Genomic DNA, 23,191 nt, shown 5'->3' with positions numbered 1-23,191 from the left:
TGTCCTTACATATGATAGTGGAGGTATGAGATGAAAGTATTTTTATGGCGACATAACCGAAAATTTCATAGTTGGAGTATGATGAATGAACCTAATATACATCAAGATTTCTATACAGATGCAATTGCTGCTGTAGTTGCAGAAACGATGGATGAGGCCTTGATATTACTAACCAAAGAGCACGGATGGATAGCAGAAGAATTACAACGACTCGAACCGCAAATATACGAATTAGATAAACCGAAAGTATTGCTACAAGTAGTCCAAGGCAATTAAATAATCTTCCCAAAGAACAAGTACGATTAGAAGCAAAAAAATTAGAAACAGTTCGCCGTCTAGTTTAGGTTTATTATACACCAGTGATATTTCTTATGGAACTAGCTGCTTTATGTTTGATTTCATTAAAGACAGCTACTGATTTTTAAGGGAATAAAGAAATAAGGAGTCATTACTGATGAGTACTGTTAAAATACGAGGACCAGCAGAGAGATATCAACACGGCGGACATATCATAAAAAACATAAATCGAGAATATCAAGATCAAATAACCACTGGGCAACGAGTTGCAGATTGGTTGGCTAAGGTTGTGGGAAGTTGGTCATTTATTATTTATCAAAGTATTATGATTGTAATCTGGATGGGAGTAAATAGTTATTTAGTATATATGGCAACCAATGATGCTAGTTATTTTCAATCGTGGGACCCATATCCTTTTATTTTACTTAATTTAGTACTCAGTTTTCAAGCGGCCTATACTGGACCAGTTGTGATGATGAGCCAAAATCGGCAAAATGAAAAAGATAGGTTAGCTGCTGAGCATGATTACCAGATCAATAAAAAAGCTGAAGAGGAAATAAAAGTTATTATGGAGCATTTAGTACATCAAGATATGATCATGTCAACAATCATCTCACGACTGGAATTTTTACAGCAAGATGGAAAAAGGTGATTGGGGATGGGGAATTGATAAAGTCCCACCTGATAAATTCGATATTCTCGGAGGAATTATTTGTTTGATAGGAGTCTGTATCATAATGTATTATCCCAGGTCCTAATTTTTGAATCCAAATCAAATAAAATACAGGGGTGATGATTGTGGCAATGATATATACCCGAACAGGTGACAAAGGTACTACAAGTTTATTAGATGGGACGCGGATTCGTAAGAACAACATACGGGTTGAGAGCTACGGAACTATTGATGAACTAAATTCTTTTTTGGGCTTTGCAAAGCATTTTATAAAAGATGCAGTGATTTTTGAAAGAATCCACACGATTCAAAAAGAATTGTTCAAAGTTGCCGCAGAGTTGGCAGATCCATCAGGCAAGGTGTATTCACCCCAATTGGGTAATGAAGAAATACAGCGCTTAGAGAATTGGATTGATGAATATGTTGAGAAAATGAACCCTGCTCCTAAATTCATTGTGCCAGGTAGCAGTCAGGATTCCGGTGCTTTGCATGTGGCTCGTACTATATGCCGACGAGCTGAACGAGCCATGATCGAGCTAGATGAAACAGAACCCATTAATTCTCTTGTTTTAAAATATGTAAATCGACTATCTGACGTATTATACACCTTTGCTCGTTATCTAGAAGATGAGCAAGAGCTAATCAATGTCGATGAGATATGAACTCTAATTCATTCAATCAAAAATACCATTCAAGCTTGCTTGATGCAAGCTTGAATGGTATTTTTACTATATTGATAGGTTATTGTATGACAAAGGAAATCCAACTTCCAATCGATCGTAATTAAGTTAGGAAAGTATTAGTTTGCTGTTATTGTTTTTGAAATTTTCTACTATTATAATTAAAGGCAGTATCAGAATTTTCTGAGGTGATTGATCGTGAATAGATAGACTTTTGCACAATCAAGATACTTTTTAGAAGTTTGTATTTAGGATTTGAAAATAGCGGAAGGAATGATTAGTAGAATGAAAAATAAGACTATTATGATCTTAACTGTATTTTTTTTAATTATAGGCTCAGTTGTAGCCTTTTGCACCAGTAAGATACAGCCTGTTCGTCAAGAACTAGATATTAGCAGTATCAATGTAGATGAATTTTTTCCAAAAGCAGAAGGTACTTTCATCCTTAAAGATGTAGAATCAGGAAAAATATTTATATACAACGAGGAACGAGCTGAAGAAGAGAGATCCCCTAATTCTACTTTTAAAATTATGAATTCATTGATTGGTTTACAGGTAAAGACCGTAAAAGATGAATATGACATCAAATATTGGGATGGTAAGACTCGCGCACTACCTGTTTGGAATCAAGATCATACGCTTGGTTCAGCCATGAGAAATTCTGTTGTCTGGTATTATCAGGCGATGGCTCGTGACATTGGCGAAGAACGTATGCAAGAATGGTTGAATCGTTGTTCCTATGGTAACCGTGATATCCATGGTGGTATTGATCAATTTTGGCTCAATAGCTCATTAAAAATTTCCCCCTTGGCGCAAATTCATTTTCTAGAAGGGTTATATAAAGAAACTCTTCCTTTTGACAAAGATATCATGAAAACTGTTAAACGTATGATGATTTTACAAGAAGGTGATGAGTATACCCTCTATGGGAAGACAGGGAGTTCAGGAGTTGTTGATCATTATTCAACAGGATGGTTTGTCGGTTTTATTATTGTGAAGGGACATCCTTATGTATTTGCTACTAACCTCGATCAGAAAGAGATAATCGCTGGTCCAGTCGCCAAAAAAGTGACGATTGATATTCTTAAAAAATATAAATTGTTGACTCGATAAGATTTAAAAAGATTTACAAGCATAATAATAGCCACTTATAATCAGATGATCCATGTTATAATTGAAAAAATTGGATTAAAAGAGTATAGTAAAATAAAATCATTGTGACTATGGAGGGTTGGTTTTGCAATCACGTGCTTGTCTTATAATAGAAAGAGGAGAACCTTACGAAGCAGGCACTCGGCTGGAGCTACCAACTTACGAATTTTACCTTGGGCGTTCCAGCCATGCTCACCAAGTAGATGCTAGTTTTTCGAATTTCTTAATCTCTCGTAAACATTGTTGCCTTATGTATCGTGAAAATGAATTAATATTGTGGGATTTAGGTAGTAAGCATGGTACCATATTGAATGGAAAAGTAATTGTTCCTTATGAAAAATATTTGCTTAAGAATGGCGATAAAATTAGCTTATCTATGGGGATAGTGGATCTCCGTATCGCCACTTTCTCACAAAATGAAGAAACAATGGATCTGAGTCAAACCCAATCCATGTCCTTGAAGAAAGATCTTTCAATTGCTTTGGATTGTGCAAAATGGGAATGTCGTATTGATGGGCAACCTGTTTTCCTAGCAGAAAAAGAATGGAATTTTTTCAAACTCCTATACGATCATACAAATACAGTCGTGACTTATAACGAAATTAGGTCGGCAGTATGGCCCGAGAGAATTCTTAGCGAGAATAGTTCTCCAGATGTTGGAGTAGATGAGATTAATGTATTGATTTATCGTGTTCGTAAAAAACTAGGAAAACGCGGCGAGATGCTAAAAGCGGTGCGAGCTCGCGGATATATGCTGGAAATAAAGTGAGTTATGATATAGAAGATACTAACTTTTTTCTGGTTAGTGTCTTTTGTCTATCCAATACAAATAATGACTCGTTGCTAAAAGAAGAGGAGTGATGGATATGGTAACAATCGGTATACTTATATTTCCTCAAGTAGAAGAATTGGATTTTGTAGGTCCTTTTGAGGTGTTAAGCTACGTGAATAAAATACAGCCAAGCAGTACTAAGGTCCTGCTCGTCGCTGAAACTGCCGAGTTAATCTACGGCTTTAATGGTATGAAAATCATCCCTGATATGACTCTGCAAGATTGTCCTAATTTAGACGTTTTAGTCATCCCAGGCGGTAAAGGCAGAATAGACGCGATGAAAAGCACCCCTATCAAAGAGTTCATTCAAAAGCAAATGATCGCCGCTACCTATGTTACCTCTGTTTGCACAGGGGCTTTTTTGCTGGCAGAGGCTGGTTTACTGACAGGTAAGAAAGCAACGACTTATCATACGGCTTTTTCCGAGCTAGAATCATATTCCGTAAACGTTATTTCTTCAAAAGTAGTCCAAGATGGAAAAATCATTACATCAGGTGGAGTCAGTTCAGGGTTAGAATTGGGTTTTTATTTACTAAAACAATTATTTAGTGCAAACTTATCACAAGAAGTGGCACGTAAAATAGAGTATGCAATTGATATAAATTCTTTATAAAATAAAGATAATACAAGGTAGGATAAATGGGAGATGGAAAGATGGATTTTAATATTCAGGCCATAAGTTGGGATAATGAAAAAAGAATCAAAAGAGCAACAGTCATTGCAAAGCAGATCACTCATTCCGTTCAACTAAACAAGTCTTATAGTGCCCTAGAGTTTGGTTGCGGGACAGGGCTCATTAGCTTTAATCTTCATGACAAGCTTAAAGACATAACCTGTATTGACACATCCCAAGGTATGATCGATACATTAAATGCAAAGATTCAACAATATAAAGTTAATAATATGATCGCTTATCAAGGAGATATTAATGATGAAAATTTGTTAATACCAAAATATGATTTAATTTATACCTCAATGGCATTACACCATGTTCTAGATATCGACAAGACTTTGGCAAGCTTATATTGCTTATTAAAAAATAATGGATCGATATGCATTGTTGAACTTGATGAAGATGATGGCAGTTTTCATCAATTGGAGAAAGATTTTACTGGTCATAATGGATTTAATCAAACAGATTTAAAAAGCAGTCTTGAAAAAAGTGGGTTTAAAAAGATAGAATCCTCGACTTTTTATCATGATCAAAAAATCATTGAAGATGTAAATACAAACTATTCCTTGTTTATCATGATTGGTAAAAAATAAACAACCAAAGTTATTCCTAGAGGTGAGATTGTGGATAGTAAAAAACCTTTTTGTACACGCTGCATTTATCTATATACAACTTGGGATAAGCACTTTCCTTATGGTTGTAAAGCAATTGGGTTTAAAAGTAGTCGATTACCTTGTGAAGTCGTTAGACAGTCATCGGGCCAAGACTGTTTAGCATATGTTGAAAAATCTGAAAGGCGTTAAAGAAAGGTAAACACGATGAGTCATTTTTTTGCTTTTTTATCCCGAATGAAATTTATCCAACGTTGGGGGCTTATGCGAAATACAACAATGGAAAACATCCAAGAGCATAGCCTTCAAGTTGGCATGATTGCTCACAACTTGGCTGTCATTCGAAATACACATTTCGGTGGAGAGCTCGACGTTGGAAAAGTCGCTTTGATTGGCATGTATCATGAAATCTCTGAGATTTTCACTGGAGATCTACCAACTCCTGTAAAATATTTTAATCCCCAGATTAAAACTGTCTATAAAGACATTGAGGGGATGGCGCAAAAGAAGATGTATAATATGTTACCCAATGAGTTGAAAAGTTATTACCAGAACCTACTGATATACCAGGAAGAAGATGCAGAGTTATGGCGGCTTGTTAAAGCAGCAGACAAAATTAGTGCCTATCTAAAATGCGTTGAGGAGCTCAAAGTTGGTAATCAGGAATTTTCTGTTGCTTTAAAAATGCTCCGACAAGAGCTGGCAGAGAGCAATTTGCCTGAGGTTAATTATTTCATGGAAGTATTTTCACCTAGTTTTTTCTTATCTTTGGATGAGTTAAACTATTTGGATCAAGAAAATTGACTATCTATTCTCCTAAAAAGTTAATGTTTGACATTCAATATACCATAAGTTAACATGTATATACATATATCTGAAATAAGTCATCTTACTATGATTTAAAAATGAGGAGGAATATTACTTGAATGAGATTTTACAAAATATTTTAACTCGTAGAAGTATCAGAGCCTATCAGAAAGAGCAAATCTTAGATACTGAGCTGGAGGCAATTATAAAAGCGGCTCAATATGCACCAAGTGGTGGCAATTCTCAATCTTGGCATTTTTCTGTTGTACAAAATGAAGAAAAACTCAAAGAACTCAATGCCCATGTGCGTGAAGCTTTTAAAGATTTGATTATTGATAATACAACATATCGTTCAAAAGTATCCGGTAAAAAAGCAGCAGAAAGTAATCGTTATAACTTTTATTACCATGCTCCTACTCTAATTATCGTGTCTAATGATCGAGAGTATTCAAATGCTATGGCTGATTCCTCAGTAGCTCTGCAAAATATTTTTTTAGCTGCACATTCATTACATATGGGTTCATGTTGGATCAACCAATTGACTTGGTTTGGCGATCAACCAAAAATCCGAGAAGTATTAACGACATTTGGTATTCCAGAAAATTATAAAATATGTGGTGCAGCTGCCTTAGGATATGTGTCAGGCAATCAACCGAAAGCGACTCCACGCAAAGAAGGTACTGTAACTATTATAAAATAAGCTATTCATAAAAGCTTCTCAAAATAAAATCCAAAAAAGCCTTTTATTATCTATTCTAGTGTAGGTAATAAAAGGCTTTTTTGATTTTACGATACTTAGATTACTTTATTGATGAAATATAATTTTACCTTAGATGTATATTTTATCCTTTACTTCTAATACTGTGATTAAGACTTTTTAAAATGATAATAAAAATTTATTATCATGGAAGGAATTTATTATTTTTTAGAGAATACATGCAATATAGAAAATTCAAACAACAAGAAGGTGGATTTATGGGATACAAAAAATTGCTAAATTTATATATTCCTCTCGTGGATTTTATTGCAGACATCATAGGTTCTCATTGTGAAGTGCTTTTGCACGACATTGTAGATGTGGAAAATTCTGTTATTGCAATTCGAAATGGATATATTAGCGGACGATATTTGGGATGTCCTTTAACAGATTTAGGAATTAAATTATTGGAAGACAAATTCCGTTTAAATCAAAATGCTCTCGTAAATTATCGCAGTCGTACAGATAGTGGTGAAAAATTAATATCGTCTACCTATTATATCAAAGATGAGAAAGGACAATTAATCGGAATGCTTTGTGTAAATATTTTAAATTCACCAGATCATCATATTAATAAGATTCCAACAGAATTCCCACTAAATGCATTATTTAATAATGTAGTCCGAATGGATGAAAATGAAGAAGTGACAGAATCCTTAAGTACTTCCTTAGATAATGTAGTGGATGATGCAGTAACTAAAATAATTGCTAAATACAATATTTCTGCTGAAAGAATGTCAATTGAAGAAAAAAGTGCAATTGTTCAAGAATTACGTGAAAATGGAATTTTTAAGATCAAAGGTGCCATTACAAAAGTTGCTACTACTTTAAAAACATCAGAAAGCACTATTTATCGCTATTTAGCTATGAAATAACTAGTGATATCATATGACTTTTAGGTACCTTTCAGGATTTCCTGAATTGAAGTGTCTTCATAAGAACACGATCAGCACGGAATAACCTGATATAAATATAGATGATATGGTACGAAAAAAATGACAAGGAGAATGACTATGCAAGAAATAATCAAAACTTCAGAAGCTCCTCTCGCAATCGGTGCCTATTCCCAAGCGATAAAGGCTGGAGATTATCTATTCACGTCAGGTCAGATTCCAATTGATCCAAAAACTGCTATGCTGGTTGAAGGTGGAATCGAAGCTCAGACCAAACAGGTAATGGACAATTTAAAACAAGTTTTACTTGCTGGGGGGGTGGATTTTGACAATGTTATAAAAACCACGGTCTTTATTCTGAATATGGACGATTTTGTTGCTGTCAATCAAGTCTATGAAAAATACTTTACTAATACTCTACCTGCTCGTTCATGCGTAGCGGTTGCCAATCTACCAAAAGGTTCCTTAGTCGAAATAGAAGTTGTTGCATACTGCCAACATAAGTAAGGATGTGATGAAATGCATGTCTCGTTAGAAGAGATACAAAAAGCTCGCAAAATCTTAGATGGGGTAATTTGCAGAACTGGATTAGCCTATACCAATACCATCAGCGAGATGAGCGGTAATCATATTTATCTCAAAATGGAAAATTTACAAAGAACTGGTTCTTTTAAACTCAGAGGTGCATACAACAAAGTAGCAAATCTAAGTGAGTATGAAAAGAAAAATGGTGTTATCGCATCTTCTGCTGGTAATCATGCCCAAGGGGTAGCTCTTGCGGCGACCACTTTTGGCATCAAATCCACGATTGTGATGCCAAAGCATGCCCCTTTGTCAAAAGTGAATGCTACGCGTGGGTATGGAGCAAAAGTAGTCTTACATGGTGATGTGTACGATGAAGCGTATGCAGAGGCCAAACGAATTCAAGCAGAAGAAAATTCCACATTTGTTCATCCCTTTAATGATCCAATGGTCATTGCAGGTCAGGGAACGATTGCTTTAGAACTGTTAGAGGATCTGCCAGATGTGGAAGTGGTAGTTGTACCAATCGGCGGTGGCGGACTAATCTCTGGAATGGCAGTCGCATTAAAACAAATAAAGCCAACGATAAAAATCATTGGTGTACAGACAAAAAATATGCCGTCTATGGTAGAAGCAATTTCGCAAAAACACGTCGTGACAATTGATGGAATTCCAACGATTGCTGATGGTATCGCTGTTAAAACTCCTGGCGATTTAAATTTTGATATCGTCCAGCATTATGTAGATGATATCGTCACTGTTGATGAGGAAGAAATAGCAAGTGCAATTTTATTACTACTTGAAAGAGTTAAAACTGTCGCTGAAGGCGCAGGTGCTGCAAGTATTGCAGCAATCCTAAATAGGCTTTCAGGCTATAAAAATCGTAAGATTGCAGCCGTCATCAGTGGTGGAAATATTGATGTGAATACGATGACGCGCATTATTAACAAAGGACTTGTAAAATCCGGACGTAAAGTATTCTTTGATACCATGATTTCAGATAAACCTGGAGTTTTGTGGCAACTATTACAGTTAATTGCCAATGCAGGCGCTAATGTACTCGCAATTACGCACAGTCGAGAAAATAGAGATGTAGACTTGGGCTGTGCCAGAGTAGAATTAGAATTAGAAACTGCAGACGATGAACAAATTTATAAGATAAAAAGACTCATGGAAGAACGTCACTATAGCGTAAATATTCGATAAGAAAGGAAGTGTTTTTTATGGAAGAAAAACAATTAACCAGAGGTCTGAAGGCGCGGCATATCGAACTGATTGCACTCGGAGGTACGATTGGTGTTGGGTTGTTTATGGGTTCAGCGAGCACAATAAAATGGGCTGGTCCTTCTGTGTTATTGGCTTACGCCTTAGCTGGTATTGTTATGTTTTTTGTCATGCGTATCATGGGAGAAATGCTCTTTCTCGAACCAGTTACAGGCTCTTTTGCGACCTATGCTCATAAATATGTGAGCCCGTTAGCTGGCTACTTGACCGCTTGGTGTTATTGGTTCTTGTGGGTTACGGTCGGAATGTCAGAAGTTACGGCCATTGGAATTTACGTGAGTTATTGGTTCCCTGATCTTCCCCAATGGCTGCCGGCTTTGGCAGGGGTAGGAATCGTTGCGGCAGCTAATTTAGCGGCTGTAAAATATTATGGGGAATTCGAATTTTGGTTTGCTATGATTAAAGTCGTTGCAATTGTCGCGATGCTTGTAATTGGTACGGGAATGATTTTCTTCGGTTTAGGTAATGGCGGCATACCAATTGGTATCGAAAACCTTTATATCCATGGTGGGTTCTTCGCTGGCGGTTTAGAAGGTTTCTTGTTTGCTCTCTGTCTCGTAACAGCTGCTTATCAAGGCGTAGAATTAGTTGGAATTACAGCTGGTGAAGCTGAAGATCCTAAAAATACATTACGCAAAGCTATCCAAAATATTATCTGGCGTATTTTAATTTTTTATGTTGGTGCAATCTTTGTTATTATTTCCATTTATCCTTGGAACCAAATTGGTGCAATTGGTAGTCCTTTTGTTATGACCTTTGCTAAAGTTGGTATTGTTGCCGCTGCTGGTATTATTAATTTCGTTGTTCTGACAGCAGCCATGTCAGGTTGTAATAGCGGTATTTATAGCGCTGGAAGAATGCTTTATACATTAGCTGAAAATGGCCAAGCTCCTAAATTTTTTGGCAAAGTATCTGAAAGCGGTGTACCAAGAAATAGTATTATGACAACAATCGCCTGCCTATTATTAGGAGTTGTTTTTAATTTCTTTATTCCAGACTCCAAGCTATTTCTTTATATCTATAGTGCAAGCATTCTTCCAGGAATGATTCCGTGGTTTGTATTGGCATTTAGTCAATTTAAATTCAGAAAGAAATGGAAAGATGAAATAAAAGACCATCCATTCACATCTCCTTTCTTCCCGATCAGCAACTATGCAACCATCATCTTTTTAACCTTAGTATTGATTGGAATGTGGTTTAATGCAGATACTCGTGTATCATTAATTGTCGGAGCCGTATTCTGCGCAATCGTTACTGTAAGTTATTATGCTTCTGGTATGGGAAAAAGACAGGAAAATGAAGAGTTAGAAGAAGTGCAAGAAGCTGCTAAATAAAAATCTTATTATAGAGAAAGAAGGGATTCATTTATGGCAAGAAAAATGCAAACAATGGATGGTAATACAGCTGCAGCTCATATTTCTTATGCCTTTACCGATGTAGCGGCCATTTATCCGATTACTCCGTCAACAAATATGGCAGAGCATGCTGATGAATGGTCTGCTCAAGGTCGAAAAAATATTTTTGGACAAAAAATGCAAATTGTGGAAATGCAATCAGAAGCAGGTGCAGCTGGAGCCGTACACGGTTCCCTGCACGCTGGTGCATTAACGACTACTTATACGGCATCCCAAGGCCTGCTACTCATGATTCCTAACATGTATAAAATTGCTGGTGAACTTTTACCAGCTGTATTTCATGTCAGTGCGAGAGCTCTAGGTGCAAATGCACTAAGTATCTTTGGTGATCATCAAGATGTGATGGCGACTCGCCAAACCGGATTTGCCTTGCTCGCTGAAAGTAGCGTACAGCAAGTGATGGATTTGGCAGGAGTAGCCCATCTATCGGCCATTAAAGGGCGTGTTCCTTTCCTCAATTTTTTTGATGGCTTTCGAACTTCTCATGAAGTACAAAAAATCGAAGTTCTTGAATATGATGAATTAGCTCAATTAGTCGATCAGGATGCAGTTGATGAATTTAGAAGAAAAGCACTCAATCCCGATCATCCAGTCATAAAAGGCACCGTACAAAACTCTGATATTTATTTTCAACAAAGAGAAGTCTCTAATCGATATTATGAGGCTCTTCCTGAAATTGTTGAAAACTATATGGCTGAAATCAATAAACTGACTGGCCGCGATTATCATCTTTTCAACTACCACGGTGCTGCTGATGCCGACCGAATGATTATAGCCATGGGTTCAGTTTGCGAAGCCATTGAAGAAACAGTTGATTATTTGAATGCTAAAGGAGAAAAGGTTGGTCTATTAACAGTTCATTTATACAGACCTTTTTCACTTGAACATTTTTTCAAGTATATTCCTAAAACTGTGAAAAAAATTGCTGTTTTAGATCGAACGAAAGAGCTAGGTTCTTTTGCCGAACCTCTTTACCTGGATGTAAAAGCAGTCTTTAGCGGCAGGGAATGGCAACCGACGATCGTCGGCGGTCGCTGTGGGGTTGGTGGTAAAGACGTTATTCCTAGCCATATTCATGGCATTTTTGAAAATTTGAATCAACAGCAACCAAAAGATCACTTCACCGTTGGTATTGTGGATGACATCACTCATACGTCTTTACCGCTTGGTGAAGATATTGATACCACGGCAGTTGGAACAACAGCTTGTAAATTCTGGGGACTTGGTTCAGATGGAACGGTTGGTGCGAATAAAAGTGCTATTACCATTATTGGTGATCATACGGACATGTATGCTCAAGCCTATTTTGCTTATGATTCCAAAAAATCTGGCGGTGTAACCATTTCTCATTTGCGATTTGGTAAGAATCCAATAAAATCTCCTTATCTTATCAATAAAGCTGATTTCATTGCTTGCCATAATCAATCCTATGTAGATAAATACAATGTATTAGAGGGTCTAAAACGAGGAGGAAATTTTCTTCTAAACTGTAATTGGACAGAGCAGGAACTGGATAAAAATCTGCCTGCTGCTATGAAACGCTATCTATTTAAGAATCATGTTAATTTTTATACTCTCGATGCTGTCGGCATTGCCCAAGAAATTGGTCTAGGTGTCAGAATTAATATGATCATGCAATCGGCTTTTTTCAAAATTGCCAATATTATTCCTGTTGAAGATGCGGTAACATACCTGAAAAAAGCAGTGGTGAAATCCTATGGCAATAAAGGTGAAAAAATCGTCAATATGAATCATGCTGCCATCGATAAGGGTGTGCAAGGCATTGTAAAAATAACCATTCCTCATTCCTGGGGAGATGCTCACGATGAAAGTCCTATAGAAGGGAAAGTACCAGCATTCATTAGCAATATTTTGGTTCCCATGAACAGACAAGAAGGCGACCAACTACCAGTTAGTGCCTTTGTTGGCATGGAAGACGGAACCTTCCCTATGGGAACTGCAGCTTATGAAAAACGTGGCATTGCCATTAATATTCCCTGCTGGCTACCAGAAAATTGTATTCAATGCAATCAGTGTTCCTATGTATGTCCTCATGCTGCGATCAGACCTATATTGAGCAATGCAGAAGAACTTAAAAATGCTCCTACAGGTTTCACGACAAAACCCGCAACTGGTGCGAAAGATCTGAATTTCCGCATTGCCATTTCTGCCTATGATTGTACAGGTTGTGGTAACTGCGCTCAGGTCTGTCCATCCAAACAAAAATCCCTAGAAATGAAACCACTTGAAACCCAACTTGAGCAAGCGGATTTATGGAATTATGCTATATCCATATCACCAAAAGTTAATCCTCTCAATCCTCTCACTGTAAAAGGGAGTCAATTTGAACAACCATTACTTGAATTTTCAGGTGCATGCGCAGGTTGTGGCGAAACTCCATATGCTAAACTTGTAACCCAATTATTTGGTGATCGGATGATGGTTGCTAATGCTACTGGTTGTTCTTCTGTATGGGGCGCTAGCGCACCATCAATGCCTTATACTAAAAATCATCAAGGTCATGGACCAGCTTGGGGTAATTCCCTCTTTGAAGATAACGCTGAATATGGGCTAGGCATGTTGCTTGGTGTCAAACAACTCAGAGAAAAATTAGCGCAGAATATCACAGCAGCAGGTGAATTGGATATAGAACCAGAATTAAAAGTTGCCTGTAAAGAATGGCTCATTCATAAAGATCAGGGTAAAAATACTCGTGATAGAGCGAATCAACTCATTGCCAACTTAGAAAAATATAAAGATAATAATCCTTTGCTTAATGAAATCTATAAAAATAAAGATTTTATGGTAAAGAGATCTCAATGGATCTTTGGTGGTGATGGCTGGGCTTATGATATCGGTTTCGGTGGACTCGATCATGTACTCGCATCTGGGCAAGATTTGAATATCCTCGTATTTGATACGGAAGTATATTCAAATACAGGTGGTCAATCCTCCAAATCTACACCAACAGCGGCAATTGCCAAATTAGCCGCTAGCGGTAAAAGTACCAAGAAAAAAGATCTTGGCATGATTGCAATGAGTTATGGCTATGTCTATGTCGCACAAATTGCCATGGGTGCTGATAAAAATCAAACAATCAAAGCCATTGCAGAAGCCGAAGCATATCCTGGACCATCCTTGATTATTGCTTATGCTCCTTGTATCAACCATGGTCTGAAAGTCGGTATGGGTTGTAGTCATTTAGAAGCTAAGCGGGCCGTGGATAGCGGTTACTGGTCACTGTATCGATACAATCCTCAATTGAAGGATGTTGGTCAAAAAGCATTTGCTTTAGATTCCAAAGAACCAACGATGAACTTCCAGGAATTCCTCATGGGAGAAGTACGTTATTCTTCATTAAAGAAACAATTTCCTGAAGCAGCTGGAGCTTTATTTGAAAAAACCGAAAAAGATGCAACAGATCGACTAGAAAGCTATAGGCGATTAGCTAGCCAATATGATACAATCATTCAGGAAGTTGCGGCAACTAAAGAATAGTTAAACAGAAAAGGGGGTCTTTTTGATCTCCTTTTTCTAATTATATGATCTATTTTATACGAAAACTTCACAACTCATACTTAATACACCGAGTAGAATAACACTCATAAAGGAGATGAATTCATTTGAATATTTTTGACGTAATTGGTCCAGTGATGATCGGTCCGTCTAGTTCTCACACGGCTGGTGCAGTGAGGCTAGGGAATTTGGCACTGGCTATTTTAGGTGAGCCCGTGCAAGAGGCTGTAATTGGGTTACATGGCTCTTTTGCCCAAACCTATCGGGGACATGGTACTGATTTAGCTCTTGTCGCAGGTCTTCAAGGATGGGCAACTGATGATGCTAGAATACCAAAAGCTTTTGAAGCAGTAGAGCAAGCAGGGATTAAGATTTCTTTTAAAATAATCAATTTAGGTGATTTAGCCCACCCTAATTCGGTTAATTTTTCTTTGATCGGCATAAGCGGTAATCATTGTAAAGTCACAGGAGTATCCATTGGTGGCGGTCGCGTATGTATTACAAATATTGATGATTTTCCAGTAGATTTTAATGGTGAATTTCCAGCAATTTTGACAATGCATCATGATCGACCTGGCGCTATTTCCTTGGTAACAAGTGTTTTATCAACCCATGGTGTTAATGTGGCTCAAATGAAAGTATTTCGAAAACAAAAAGGTGGCTTGGCAGCGATGATTGTTGAAACGGATCAACCTGTTGATGATGCGGAATTTAAAGCTATAGGCAATTTGCCTCATATTGAGTCAGTACGTCGTATTCAATTAGGTTAGCTAATAGAAAGGGGAACAGTGTTATGGATGAAAAATTATCATTACAAGATTGGATTGGCTTAGCCCAAGAAAGAAATATGAGTTTTGGTGATTTTTGTGTAGAATTTCAAGCGCAAGAATTAGAAATTACAAAAGATGAATTGTTACAGCGTATGGAAACTATGCTAAAAGTAATGGAAGAGTCTATTGAAATCGGACTCAGCGGCATTAAATCAATGGGTGGGTTAGTTGGTGACAATGCTAAACGAATGGAGAACTATCGAAATGAGCATGCTGGAGACAGTATTGTTGGTAGCGTGATGTCCAAAGCAATTATGATTTCTTTGGCCGTGGGTGAAGCCAATGCTTCCATGGGCCGTATTGTAGCAGCACCTACTGCGGGTGCGAGCGGCACATTGCCAGCAGTCCTCTTTTCTTTAGCTGAGGCTCGAGGAATCGATTTATCAGCTCTTGCGAAAGCCCTAGTCGTATCAGGAGCAATCGGAATGATTATTGCCTCTAGAGCTACATTATCAGGTGCAGCTGGTGGTTGTCAGGCTGAATGTGGCTCAGCAGGAGCAATGGCCGCTGGGGCGGCAGTCGAGTTATATGGTGGCAGCCCAGCGCAAGTTGGACAAGCAGTAGCTATGACATTAAAGAATATGCTGGGATTAGTCTGTGATCCAGTCGCGGGACTGGTGGAAGTCCCTTGCGTTAAACGTAATGCAGGAGCAACAGCAGTCGCTATGACAGCCGCTGAAATGGCTTTAGCTGGCATCGAAAGCGTAATACCAGTTGATGAAGTAATTGATGCCATGTCAGCAGTCGGAAATGCCATGTCTTGTTCCCTAAAAGAAACAGCCCAAGGTGGTCTCGCTGTTTCACCAACAGGCCTCGCATGGGCAAATAAAATATTTGCACGCTAACTCTACTTAATTTTATTAGAACCTGCGAAACTCGCAGGTTTTTACTATTTTATGGATTTTTTTACGTAATCAGAACGTATGACACTTTCTTGATTACAAGTAAGGGCAACTAAGACTTTGGTCTACGCTGTGGCTTGACCGAAGTCAAGTTTTCTTTATGAAATTACAATAGTAAGATGATATAATGTTTTTATAGAAATTTACATGACATTTCAAAGGTGGATACAGGTTAAAATAATGATGAGAGTCTTCCCTTGGTGTGTGCGTGATGTGAAGGAGTATCGTTTTGGAAAAACAATCATTATGGAATATAAGTTATATTAGAATGTGTTTAGGTAGTTTCTTTCAGTATTTAACGCATTACACTTTACTTGTTTCTTTACCGATCTTTGTTGTACAATTTTTAAAAATGGACGAAAATCAAGCTGGCTTGGTATTGACCTTTTTTCAGGTTGGTGCTGTTTTATTTAGACCATTTGCCGGAAAGTGGATGGACGATTTCGAGAAAAAAAGGGTTTTATTTGTTTCATTAGGACTATTTTGTATTATATGCTTTATGTATCTTGGTGTACAAACAGTCTTCTTTCTTCTCATACTGCGTTTTTTTCATGGAGCAGGTTTTGCTACAGGCACGACGGCAACGGCTACAATGGTAACGGTATTTGCTCCCCCTTCTCGTATGGGAGAGGGTGTTGGCTACTTAGCCGTATTTACAAGCATTGCCATGGTTATTGGCCCATTTATCGGTTTGAAGTTGATTGTTGATTATTCATTTACGGTTCTATTTGCCGTATGTGCCGTCTTTGGTCTACTGGCGTTTTTATGCGGAAATATTTCATCAATAACAGGGAAAAAAAACAAAAGTCAAATAACCAATAAAGAAACTTTTAGCTGGAAAGATTTATTTGAACCACATGCATTGCCTATTGCTTTATGTGGGGGCCTTCTATCTTTTGTTTATAGTAGTTTACTTGGTTTTTTACCTCTTTATGCCAGGAAACTAGGAATGATTGATACGGCTGGTTATTTTTTTGCTGTTTATGCATTAGCAATCGTTTTATCTCGACCATTTATCGGTAAACTTTTTGATCGAATAGGGGCAAACGTAATCGTTTATGTCTCTGTATTCGTTTACTTCATTGGAATGGTTGTTTTAAGCCAAGCGAATAACCCTATACAATTTTTATTAGCAGGCGCCATAATTGGTCTCGGATTCGGAGGATTAAATCCAAGCTTTCAAACAATCGCTGTTTTGGCTGCTCCAACACACAAAAGTGGGTTAGCTACATCAACATACTTCTTATCGATGGATATCGGAGTAGGGGTAGGATCATTTGTACTTGGTTTAGTCGTTGATTATACAGATTATCGCACAATGTATTTGATTTGTTCACTTGTTGTTATATTGATTGCTATTCTTTTCTATTTTACCAATCATCGGCATAAGAACAGACTTGGCTTGTGCCAAGTCCTCAGACGTAGGCAAAATCCTTAGTCGTTCTTACTTGTAACCCTAGAAAGTGCTATACTTTCTGATTACGTAAAAAATAACGTACTATTTTGTTTCAGATATAAATCCCTCATAACCTTGTAAAAATAGAATAGCAGGAATTAAGGTTTGATAAAGAGAAGATATCCATAACTTACCACATAGGTAGGTTATGGATATCTTTTTTCTTATAAAAAACTTTGCCGATTAATTTTAAAAATGAACCTAAGGCGTAAGACACTCGTATTTAATATAGGTGCTGTAAGGGTGGTGATCTATTGGTCTCTGACGAAGAATTGGTATTACAAATGCAATTGGGCAGTGAAGTAGCTTTAGAGGAGATTGTAAAGCGCTATCATGGACCAATACATGGCTATTTAGTAAGAATGAGCGGCGATTATTATGCTACTGATGATATGACTCAAGAAATTTTCATTAAAATGTGCCGTGGGATACAGTCTTATACAACAGGAATGCCCTTTAAACCATGGCTGTATAGTATTGCTAGTAATACCTATAAAGATCATCTAAAAAAAGCATATACACGGAAAGTGATTCCTGGGTTAGAGGATGAAACCCATTGCTCGACTCACATTGTCACGCCGGAAGAAAATTTTTTAAAAGATTACGAAAGAACACAATTAATTACGGCCATTAATAGTCTCGGTCATATTTACCGTGAAACGTTAATCCTACGGTACTATGATGAATTAAAATTAGATGAAATTGCCAGCACTCTTAAGATTCCCACAGGTACAGTAAAATCAAGATTATCAAATGGCTTATCACAGTTAAAAAAGATTTTCTCCATAAAGGAGGGGTGATTATGAATAAAAGACAACAACTAGTAAGTGATATGGATGAGAGTTTAGCCAATACGGATATGAACGATATTTTTGATCGATTAGATACATACCATATTAAACCGCCGCCAATGGCAGCGACTAACCAGCTCATTCAAAATCTTAAACCTGTATTTAAGCAAGAAAGATTAGGAGTAAATCAGGGGCAGCGTTTTAGAGATATCATGGAAGATAAACGATCTCAAAATGGTATCCCAATCATATTACAGCTAGTAGGATCACAGACGGCATTAATAGACAGAGGATTTGTGACTTTGACAATCATTTTTCTGATCTTTGGTTTACTATTAGCCAATATTTTTGAAAGTAGTTCATCAAAATTTTTGGTCACCGCATCACCTTTCTTGGGTCTGCTTACTCTATTCTATGAGTATCGTGCCCAATTATATAAAGTGGAAGAAATGGAAGGGACTTGTCATTATTCCCCTGCTCAGGTGGCTGTTGCACGAATATTAGTGGTTCTGGTTTATAATGTAGTGTTATGTACTGCAGCCACGTTAATGATTGAATCTTCATTTTCCCTTCTAATTGGACATTTAATGATAAACTGGTTAGCCCCCTTATTATTGATCGTAGGGATTGCCTTGTTTACCTCTTTAAAGTTTGGGATAACAGGTGGTTGTATGACGGCAGGAGCAATATGGACTGCACAGCTAACTCTTGTGGGCGGAGATTCTTTTTTACACTTTTTCTTACCGGGCTTACCAAATCTAGTTACAGATGTTGTCAGTATATTCTTGGGAATTGGATTACTTTATTTTTCTTTGTGCATTTGGCAACGTTCAGAAAGGTTTATCTAAGTACGGCAGGAGGGTTGTATTAAAGAATGTTAATGCTAGAATTCGCAGATGTCTCAAAAAAATATAAAGTAAATTCGTGGATACTCCGTCATATTTCAGCTACTATGAAAGTAGGTCTTTTTACAATAATTGGTCCTAATGGAGCAGGAAAGACAACGCTGCTTCGTCTGTTAGCTGGTATTTTAGAGCCTAGCTCAGGCAAAGTATTACTCAATGGGCAGGATATTAGTCAAGATTATAGCCAATATAAACAACGACTTGGCTACTTACCCCAAGAGTTTGGTTTTTACCCTGAGATGACTGGTAGAGAATTTTTACACTACATGGCACGCTTGAAAGGGATTCCATCAAGTTTATACCCATGTAGGGTCAAAGAAGTTGCCCACTGTGTAGGGGTAACCAATTTTTTGGATCGAAAAGTTGGCGGATGGTCCGTTGGACTCAAACAGCGCCTTGGAATAGCCCAAGCAGTGCTAAATGATCCTGATATTTTAATTCTTGATGAGCCCATGGTTGGACTTGACCCAGAAGAAAAATTATTTTTTTGGAATTATTTCTTTCGTCTCTCAAGAAATCGGATCGTGATATTCAGCAGTAATATCTTAGGGGATTTCATCACCTTCAGTGATGGAGTATTATTGCTAGTAAAAGGAGAAATACGTTTTTATGGATGTATCCAAGAGTTGATTGATCTTATAGTTGGGAAAGTCTGGATAGTCCATGTACCAGTAGAAATGGTCCCGCTATTAGCTAAGACATGGGCTATAAGCGGAATACATAGTACGGATACCCTTTGCCAAATAAGAATTGTAAGTGATACCCTACCCGATATTCTGGGTGTAGAACCTGGGGAACCTAGAGTTGAAGACGCCTATACCTATCTAGTCAGGTGAAATGATTCTTGCAAAAAGGAGTATGAAAAATTGTTATTGCAGATAACAAATCTAATGAAAACGTATAAAGGAAACATAGCTGCTTTACATGATATTAACTGTAGTTTGAAAAAAGGAATCGTTGGGGTAATTGGCCCAAACTCCGCTGGGAAAACAACATTTTTGAAGATTATAGCAGGATTAGAAGAGCCAACTTCTGGTCAAGTACGTTTTGATGGATTGGAGTTAAGGCAAAATAAGCAGATTTTTCGTTCAATGATAGGTTATCTTCCTCAAGAATTTGGTTTTTATAGCAAGAGTACTGGTGAAGCCATACTAGATTATATTGCTGTTTTAAAGGGAATCGATGATAAAAAAATGCGCCAGTATGGGGTGGATGAAGTAATTGACTTAGTTAATCTTAACGATGTTCGCAAGCTAACAATCAAGGAATACTCTTTCGGTATGAAACGCAGGCTAGGGATAGCGCAAGCATTGCTGGGAAAACCTCGTATATTGATTTTAGATGAACCTATGGAAGGGCTTGATCCTGGAGAAACTATTAGGCTGGGGAGAATAATAGGCGAGATGGCTAGTCAGAGTCTCGTCATCATTTCAACACATTCTTTAAGTAATGTTGAGTTTGGCTGCAGCACCTTATTGGTTTTACGTCAGGGTTATATGCTGTATGATGGAACCCCAGCGGAACTAATCAGCCTAGCTGATGGGTTAGTATGGCAGGTAGAAGCAACTTTTCAACAGATCGAACAGCTAAAAGCAACTTTTAACATCGTTGGTATACAACAAAAAGATGGGTATATGGTAGTAAGAATCTTATCTCCCCAAAAACCTCCTGGAAAGGCAATTGCAGCGAAAGCACGATTGGAGGAAGGATATTTAACCTTGCTGCATTCTGGGGTCCATTCATGATAACAGTAATTACGCAAACAATTCAATTTGAAATCAAGTTATATCTAAAGAGTAGGAATTTCTGGCTCGCAGCTTCTCTGATTAATGCTTATGCTTGGATAGCATTTCTTTTGGCAGGACAAGTAATGTCAGGTGCGGCCCAAATGTTTATACCTGCTTTACTTTTTGTGACCGCTGAAGGGATCATCAAAGATAAAAGGGAAAACTTCACAGAAATTATGTATGTTCTTCCATATCATAATGGATTTTTATTAAGCGGACGGGCACTTGCTGTATTGCTTTGGTTCATACTATTAGGAATGGAACTGTTGTTAACCATGCTAATCGCCACGTGTATAGGGTTGCCCGTACATCTTAGCTCGTCTGCTTGTTGGGCTTTCATGGTAAAATATCTTGTTTCCTGTATAAATGTGATTGGTATAACTTTTTTAGCATCTAGCTTGACCAAGAAAACAATACCCTTTTATTCTATATTACTGTTTTGGTGGTTGATAGGAATCTTTCTGACAGGTAATGTTGGGACATTATTTCCCCAATGGGTGTCAATTGCTAATTTTACTTTTATTCATGGTTTTGGAGGTAACCCTTCAGAAGTTGCCGGGGTATATCCCAATGATGGCTTGATCATAGCCATTATTGGTTTCCAAATAATTTGCTCAATTTTATTATTTACACTTGGGGTGGCTATTGAAAACGCGAGGCGCGACTCCAATGGCATGATTTTAAAGGCCTGTTTGTTTGAAGTTTTGACTGGTATTATTATGATCCTAGCGACCTTTTTTGCAACATGGCAGTATTTTGATCTTCAGAATATAAGCTACAAACAACCAACCTCAATCTCTGATATTGAATTACCGAGAGTCGTAAATAGCAGTATTCACCCCAATCTATCTATTGCCGCTTACGATTTATATATTGTATTGGATTCCAAGAACCACAATCTAATGGCACAGGCACAGGTGACGATGAAGGATCTAGGAAGTCTTTTGCCTTCCACTGTTGAATTTACTCTTCGTGACTATTTTCGCGTACAACAAGTGATTAACGTAGCTACAGGTGAGAGATTGACATGGCAGCAGCAGGGGTCATATTTAACAGTAAGTCTTCCTCCAGACAGTTTCACCGACGCGGGATTACTGACCATAGAGATAACTTACTCGGGCATGGTATGGGAGCAATCCGAGGATTTTTATGGACAAGGGACAGGCCTGATTAATTTTGTTTCTTCTCCATTTACCTGTTTACGAGGGGGGTTTGCCTGGTATCCTATTTTAGGGAGGCAAACCCTCTATACCATAACAAGTTATTCTTTGCCTTGGACTCAGCAAAAGAAACAACTTATAGAACATTTACTTGTTTCTCACATCCCGGTTCCTTTTAAGATGACCGTTGATAGTGATGAAACCATAACACTGATTTCAAATATAGAATTGGTTGAAAAGATTAGGAATGGTAATATAGAACGGCACAAATTCAATTCACCAGCAGGTAGGGATGTTTTTTTACTCGCTGGCCCTTATGAACATACTAAGATAATGGTTGCTGGGACAGAAAAATTAGTTGATTTTTATCATTTCCCTAACCATCAGCAAAATCTGAATCACATGGCTTATAAGGTTAGACAAATCGACTATTATAATAGCTTAGTTCCTAGGAACATACAGACCTCTGCCTTTGGGGACTTGGAAAAAGGGTACCTCATATTTGAATCTCCTCGTTTTCTTACCTATGATAATTTGATGAATACGAGTAATTTAGGATTTGTTGATGCAATCGCCATTCCCGAAGCAATTTTTCTAACGAAATCATTAGGTTCTCCTTGGTGGTCACAGTCAGCAGGGCGTGTTCTGAGTGAAGCTCGTAGCTTAAACTTATGGTGGCCAAATTGTTTTAGTAAGACAAAAGGAGATATTGCTGACGGTTTGGCACTATACATGTATATTCGATATCTTGAAAATGAACATGGCAAAAAAATTTATGATAATGCCAGAGAGTATTGGCTGGCTTATAATGATGAATCTCCTGATAATGAGATGATGTTAGAACAAAGAGGGTGGGTCATACGAGAAATATTCTTGCTGTTGGATCGAATTAGACAGTCAAATTTAGGAGATGATGGTGTCAATCAATTTTTGCGTATTATTAATACTAGTTATCAAAATAAACGTATGATTAATGTGACTGACATTGTGACTGCTCTGGAGTTGATCGGCGCCCTTCCCAATCATGATAATCCTAGAAAGATTTCGCCAGTTACAGTAATAAATTACCGTAACAGCATAAATACTTTAGAGCATCTCCTAGCCAATCCTCTAGAAAATAAAAGACGTAGTACGTTGGCACTTAAGTTAACATGGGATTTTGGTACCCAAATTAAAGTAAAAGCAGCACAATAATGAATGTGTTGCTTTTACTTTTTATAAAAAGTTACCAAGTTATCTAAAATTTAG

At 37.5% G+C, this 23,191-nt stretch carries 23 protein-coding genes; all 23 read left to right on the top strand.

The window, feature by feature from the left end; translation table 11 throughout:
* The first annotated feature begins 30 nt into the window (after positions 1-30).
* The 23 genes from ACAN52_RS04605 to ACAN52_RS04495 all read left to right on the top strand — a co-directional run bounded on the left by ACAN52_RS04605 (position 31) and on the right by ACAN52_RS04495 (position 23,137).
* Complete coding sequence (locus ACAN52_RS04605) at positions 31-276, top strand: hypothetical protein (protein WP_378952940.1); 246 nt, start codon at positions 31-33, stop codon at positions 274-276.
* A gap of 178 nt (positions 277-454) precedes the next feature.
* Positions 455-949 (top strand): DUF1003 domain-containing protein, encoded by a 495-nt coding sequence (locus tag ACAN52_RS04600; RefSeq protein WP_378952937.1) that lies wholly within the window; start codon positions 455-457, stop codon positions 947-949.
* A complete protein-coding gene (locus tag ACAN52_RS04595; RefSeq protein ID WP_378952934.1) occupies positions 936-1,055 on the top strand; it encodes a hypothetical protein in 120 nt (39 codons plus the stop codon). The genes ACAN52_RS04600 and ACAN52_RS04595 overlap by 14 nt, the downstream gene beginning before the upstream one ends.
* A gap of 46 nt (positions 1,056-1,101) precedes the next feature.
* Positions 1,102-1,632 (top strand): cob(I)yrinic acid a,c-diamide adenosyltransferase, encoded by a 531-nt coding sequence (locus ACAN52_RS04590; RefSeq protein ID WP_378953100.1) that lies wholly within the window; start codon positions 1,102-1,104, stop codon positions 1,630-1,632.
* A gap of 303 nt (positions 1,633-1,935) precedes the next feature.
* Complete coding sequence (blaOXA, locus tag ACAN52_RS04585) at positions 1,936-2,763, top strand: class D beta-lactamase (protein ID WP_378952931.1); 828 nt, start codon at positions 1,936-1,938, stop codon at positions 2,761-2,763.
* 124 nt (positions 2,764-2,887) lie between these two features.
* Positions 2,888-3,571: an FHA domain-containing protein gene (locus tag ACAN52_RS04580; protein WP_378952928.1), complete on the top strand. Its 684-nt coding sequence runs from the start codon at positions 2,888-2,890 to the stop codon at positions 3,569-3,571.
* Positions 3,572-3,668: 97 nt separating this feature from the next.
* Complete coding sequence (locus tag ACAN52_RS04575; RefSeq protein ID WP_378952925.1) at positions 3,669-4,247, top strand: DJ-1/PfpI family protein; 579 nt, start codon at positions 3,669-3,671, stop codon at positions 4,245-4,247.
* Positions 4,248-4,288: 41 nt separating this feature from the next.
* Positions 4,289-4,900: a class I SAM-dependent methyltransferase gene (locus ACAN52_RS04570; RefSeq protein ID WP_378952922.1), complete on the top strand. Its 612-nt coding sequence runs from the start codon at positions 4,289-4,291 to the stop codon at positions 4,898-4,900.
* A gap of 225 nt (positions 4,901-5,125) precedes the next feature.
* A complete protein-coding gene (gene yfbR / locus ACAN52_RS04565) occupies positions 5,126-5,722 on the top strand; it encodes a 5'-deoxynucleotidase (RefSeq protein WP_378952919.1) in 597 nt (198 codons plus the stop codon).
* Between the two features lie 118 nt (positions 5,723-5,840).
* On the top strand, positions 5,841-6,425 hold the full coding sequence (locus ACAN52_RS04560; protein ID WP_378952916.1) for a nitroreductase family protein: 585 nt from the start codon (positions 5,841-5,843) through the stop codon (positions 6,423-6,425).
* A gap of 236 nt (positions 6,426-6,661) precedes the next feature.
* Positions 6,662-7,357 (top strand): transcriptional regulator, encoded by a 696-nt coding sequence (locus tag ACAN52_RS04555; RefSeq protein ID WP_378952913.1) that lies wholly within the window; start codon positions 6,662-6,664, stop codon positions 7,355-7,357.
* A gap of 138 nt (positions 7,358-7,495) precedes the next feature.
* Entirely contained in the window at positions 7,496-7,882 is a 387-nt protein-coding gene (locus tag ACAN52_RS04550; RefSeq protein ID WP_378952910.1) for a RidA family protein, read from the top strand.
* 12 nt (positions 7,883-7,894) lie between these two features.
* Entirely contained in the window at positions 7,895-9,103 is a 1,209-nt protein-coding gene (ilvA, locus tag ACAN52_RS04545; protein ID WP_378952907.1) for a threonine ammonia-lyase, read from the top strand.
* A gap of 17 nt (positions 9,104-9,120) precedes the next feature.
* Positions 9,121-10,515: an amino acid permease gene (locus tag ACAN52_RS04540; RefSeq protein WP_378952904.1), complete on the top strand. Its 1,395-nt coding sequence runs from the start codon at positions 9,121-9,123 to the stop codon at positions 10,513-10,515.
* A 33-nt stretch (positions 10,516-10,548) separates the two neighbouring features.
* Positions 10,549-14,094 carry a pyruvate:ferredoxin (flavodoxin) oxidoreductase gene (gene nifJ, locus ACAN52_RS04535; RefSeq protein ID WP_378952901.1) on the top strand — a complete coding sequence of 1,182 codons (3,546 nt, stop codon included), beginning with the start codon at positions 10,549-10,551 and terminating at the stop codon, positions 14,092-14,094.
* 125 nt (positions 14,095-14,219) lie between these two features.
* Complete coding sequence (gene sdaAB / locus ACAN52_RS04530) at positions 14,220-14,882, top strand: L-serine ammonia-lyase, iron-sulfur-dependent subunit beta (RefSeq protein ID WP_378952898.1); 663 nt, start codon at positions 14,220-14,222, stop codon at positions 14,880-14,882.
* 23 nt (positions 14,883-14,905) lie between these two features.
* Positions 14,906-15,787, top strand: a complete 882-nt coding sequence (gene sdaAA, locus ACAN52_RS04525) for an L-serine ammonia-lyase, iron-sulfur-dependent, subunit alpha (RefSeq protein WP_378952895.1) — start codon at positions 14,906-14,908, stop codon at positions 15,785-15,787.
* A 286-nt stretch (positions 15,788-16,073) separates the two neighbouring features.
* Positions 16,074-17,282 carry an MFS transporter gene (locus ACAN52_RS04520; RefSeq protein WP_378952892.1) on the top strand — a complete coding sequence of 403 codons (1,209 nt, stop codon included), beginning with the start codon at positions 16,074-16,076 and terminating at the stop codon, positions 17,280-17,282.
* A 272-nt stretch (positions 17,283-17,554) separates the two neighbouring features.
* Complete coding sequence (locus ACAN52_RS04515; protein ID WP_378952889.1) at positions 17,555-18,100, top strand: RNA polymerase sigma factor; 546 nt, start codon at positions 17,555-17,557, stop codon at positions 18,098-18,100.
* A 2-nt stretch (positions 18,101-18,102) separates the two neighbouring features.
* Complete coding sequence (locus ACAN52_RS04510; RefSeq protein ID WP_378952886.1) at positions 18,103-18,939, top strand: hypothetical protein; 837 nt, start codon at positions 18,103-18,105, stop codon at positions 18,937-18,939.
* 26 nt (positions 18,940-18,965) lie between these two features.
* The gene (locus tag ACAN52_RS04505; RefSeq protein WP_378952883.1) at positions 18,966-19,832 is read left to right on the top strand and encodes an ATP-binding cassette domain-containing protein; all 867 of its coding nucleotides are present in this window, start codon (positions 18,966-18,968) and stop codon (positions 19,830-19,832) included.
* A gap of 30 nt (positions 19,833-19,862) precedes the next feature.
* Complete coding sequence (locus tag ACAN52_RS04500) at positions 19,863-20,741, top strand: ATP-binding cassette domain-containing protein (protein WP_378952880.1); 879 nt, start codon at positions 19,863-19,865, stop codon at positions 20,739-20,741.
* Positions 20,738-23,137 carry an ABC transporter permease gene (locus tag ACAN52_RS04495; protein WP_378952877.1) on the top strand — a complete coding sequence of 800 codons (2,400 nt, stop codon included), beginning with the start codon at positions 20,738-20,740 and terminating at the stop codon, positions 23,135-23,137. Before ACAN52_RS04500 ends, ACAN52_RS04495 begins: the two co-directional genes overlap by 4 nt.
* Positions 23,138-23,191 lie beyond the last annotated feature (54 nt).

This window comes from Pelosinus sp. sgz500959, from assembly GCF_042610375.1.
Lineage (GTDB): Bacteria > Bacillota > Negativicutes > DSM-13327 > DSM-13327 > CTSoil-075.
Note: the sequence above shows the minus strand (reverse complement) of the source record. Positions and strands in the feature narration are given on the sequence as shown.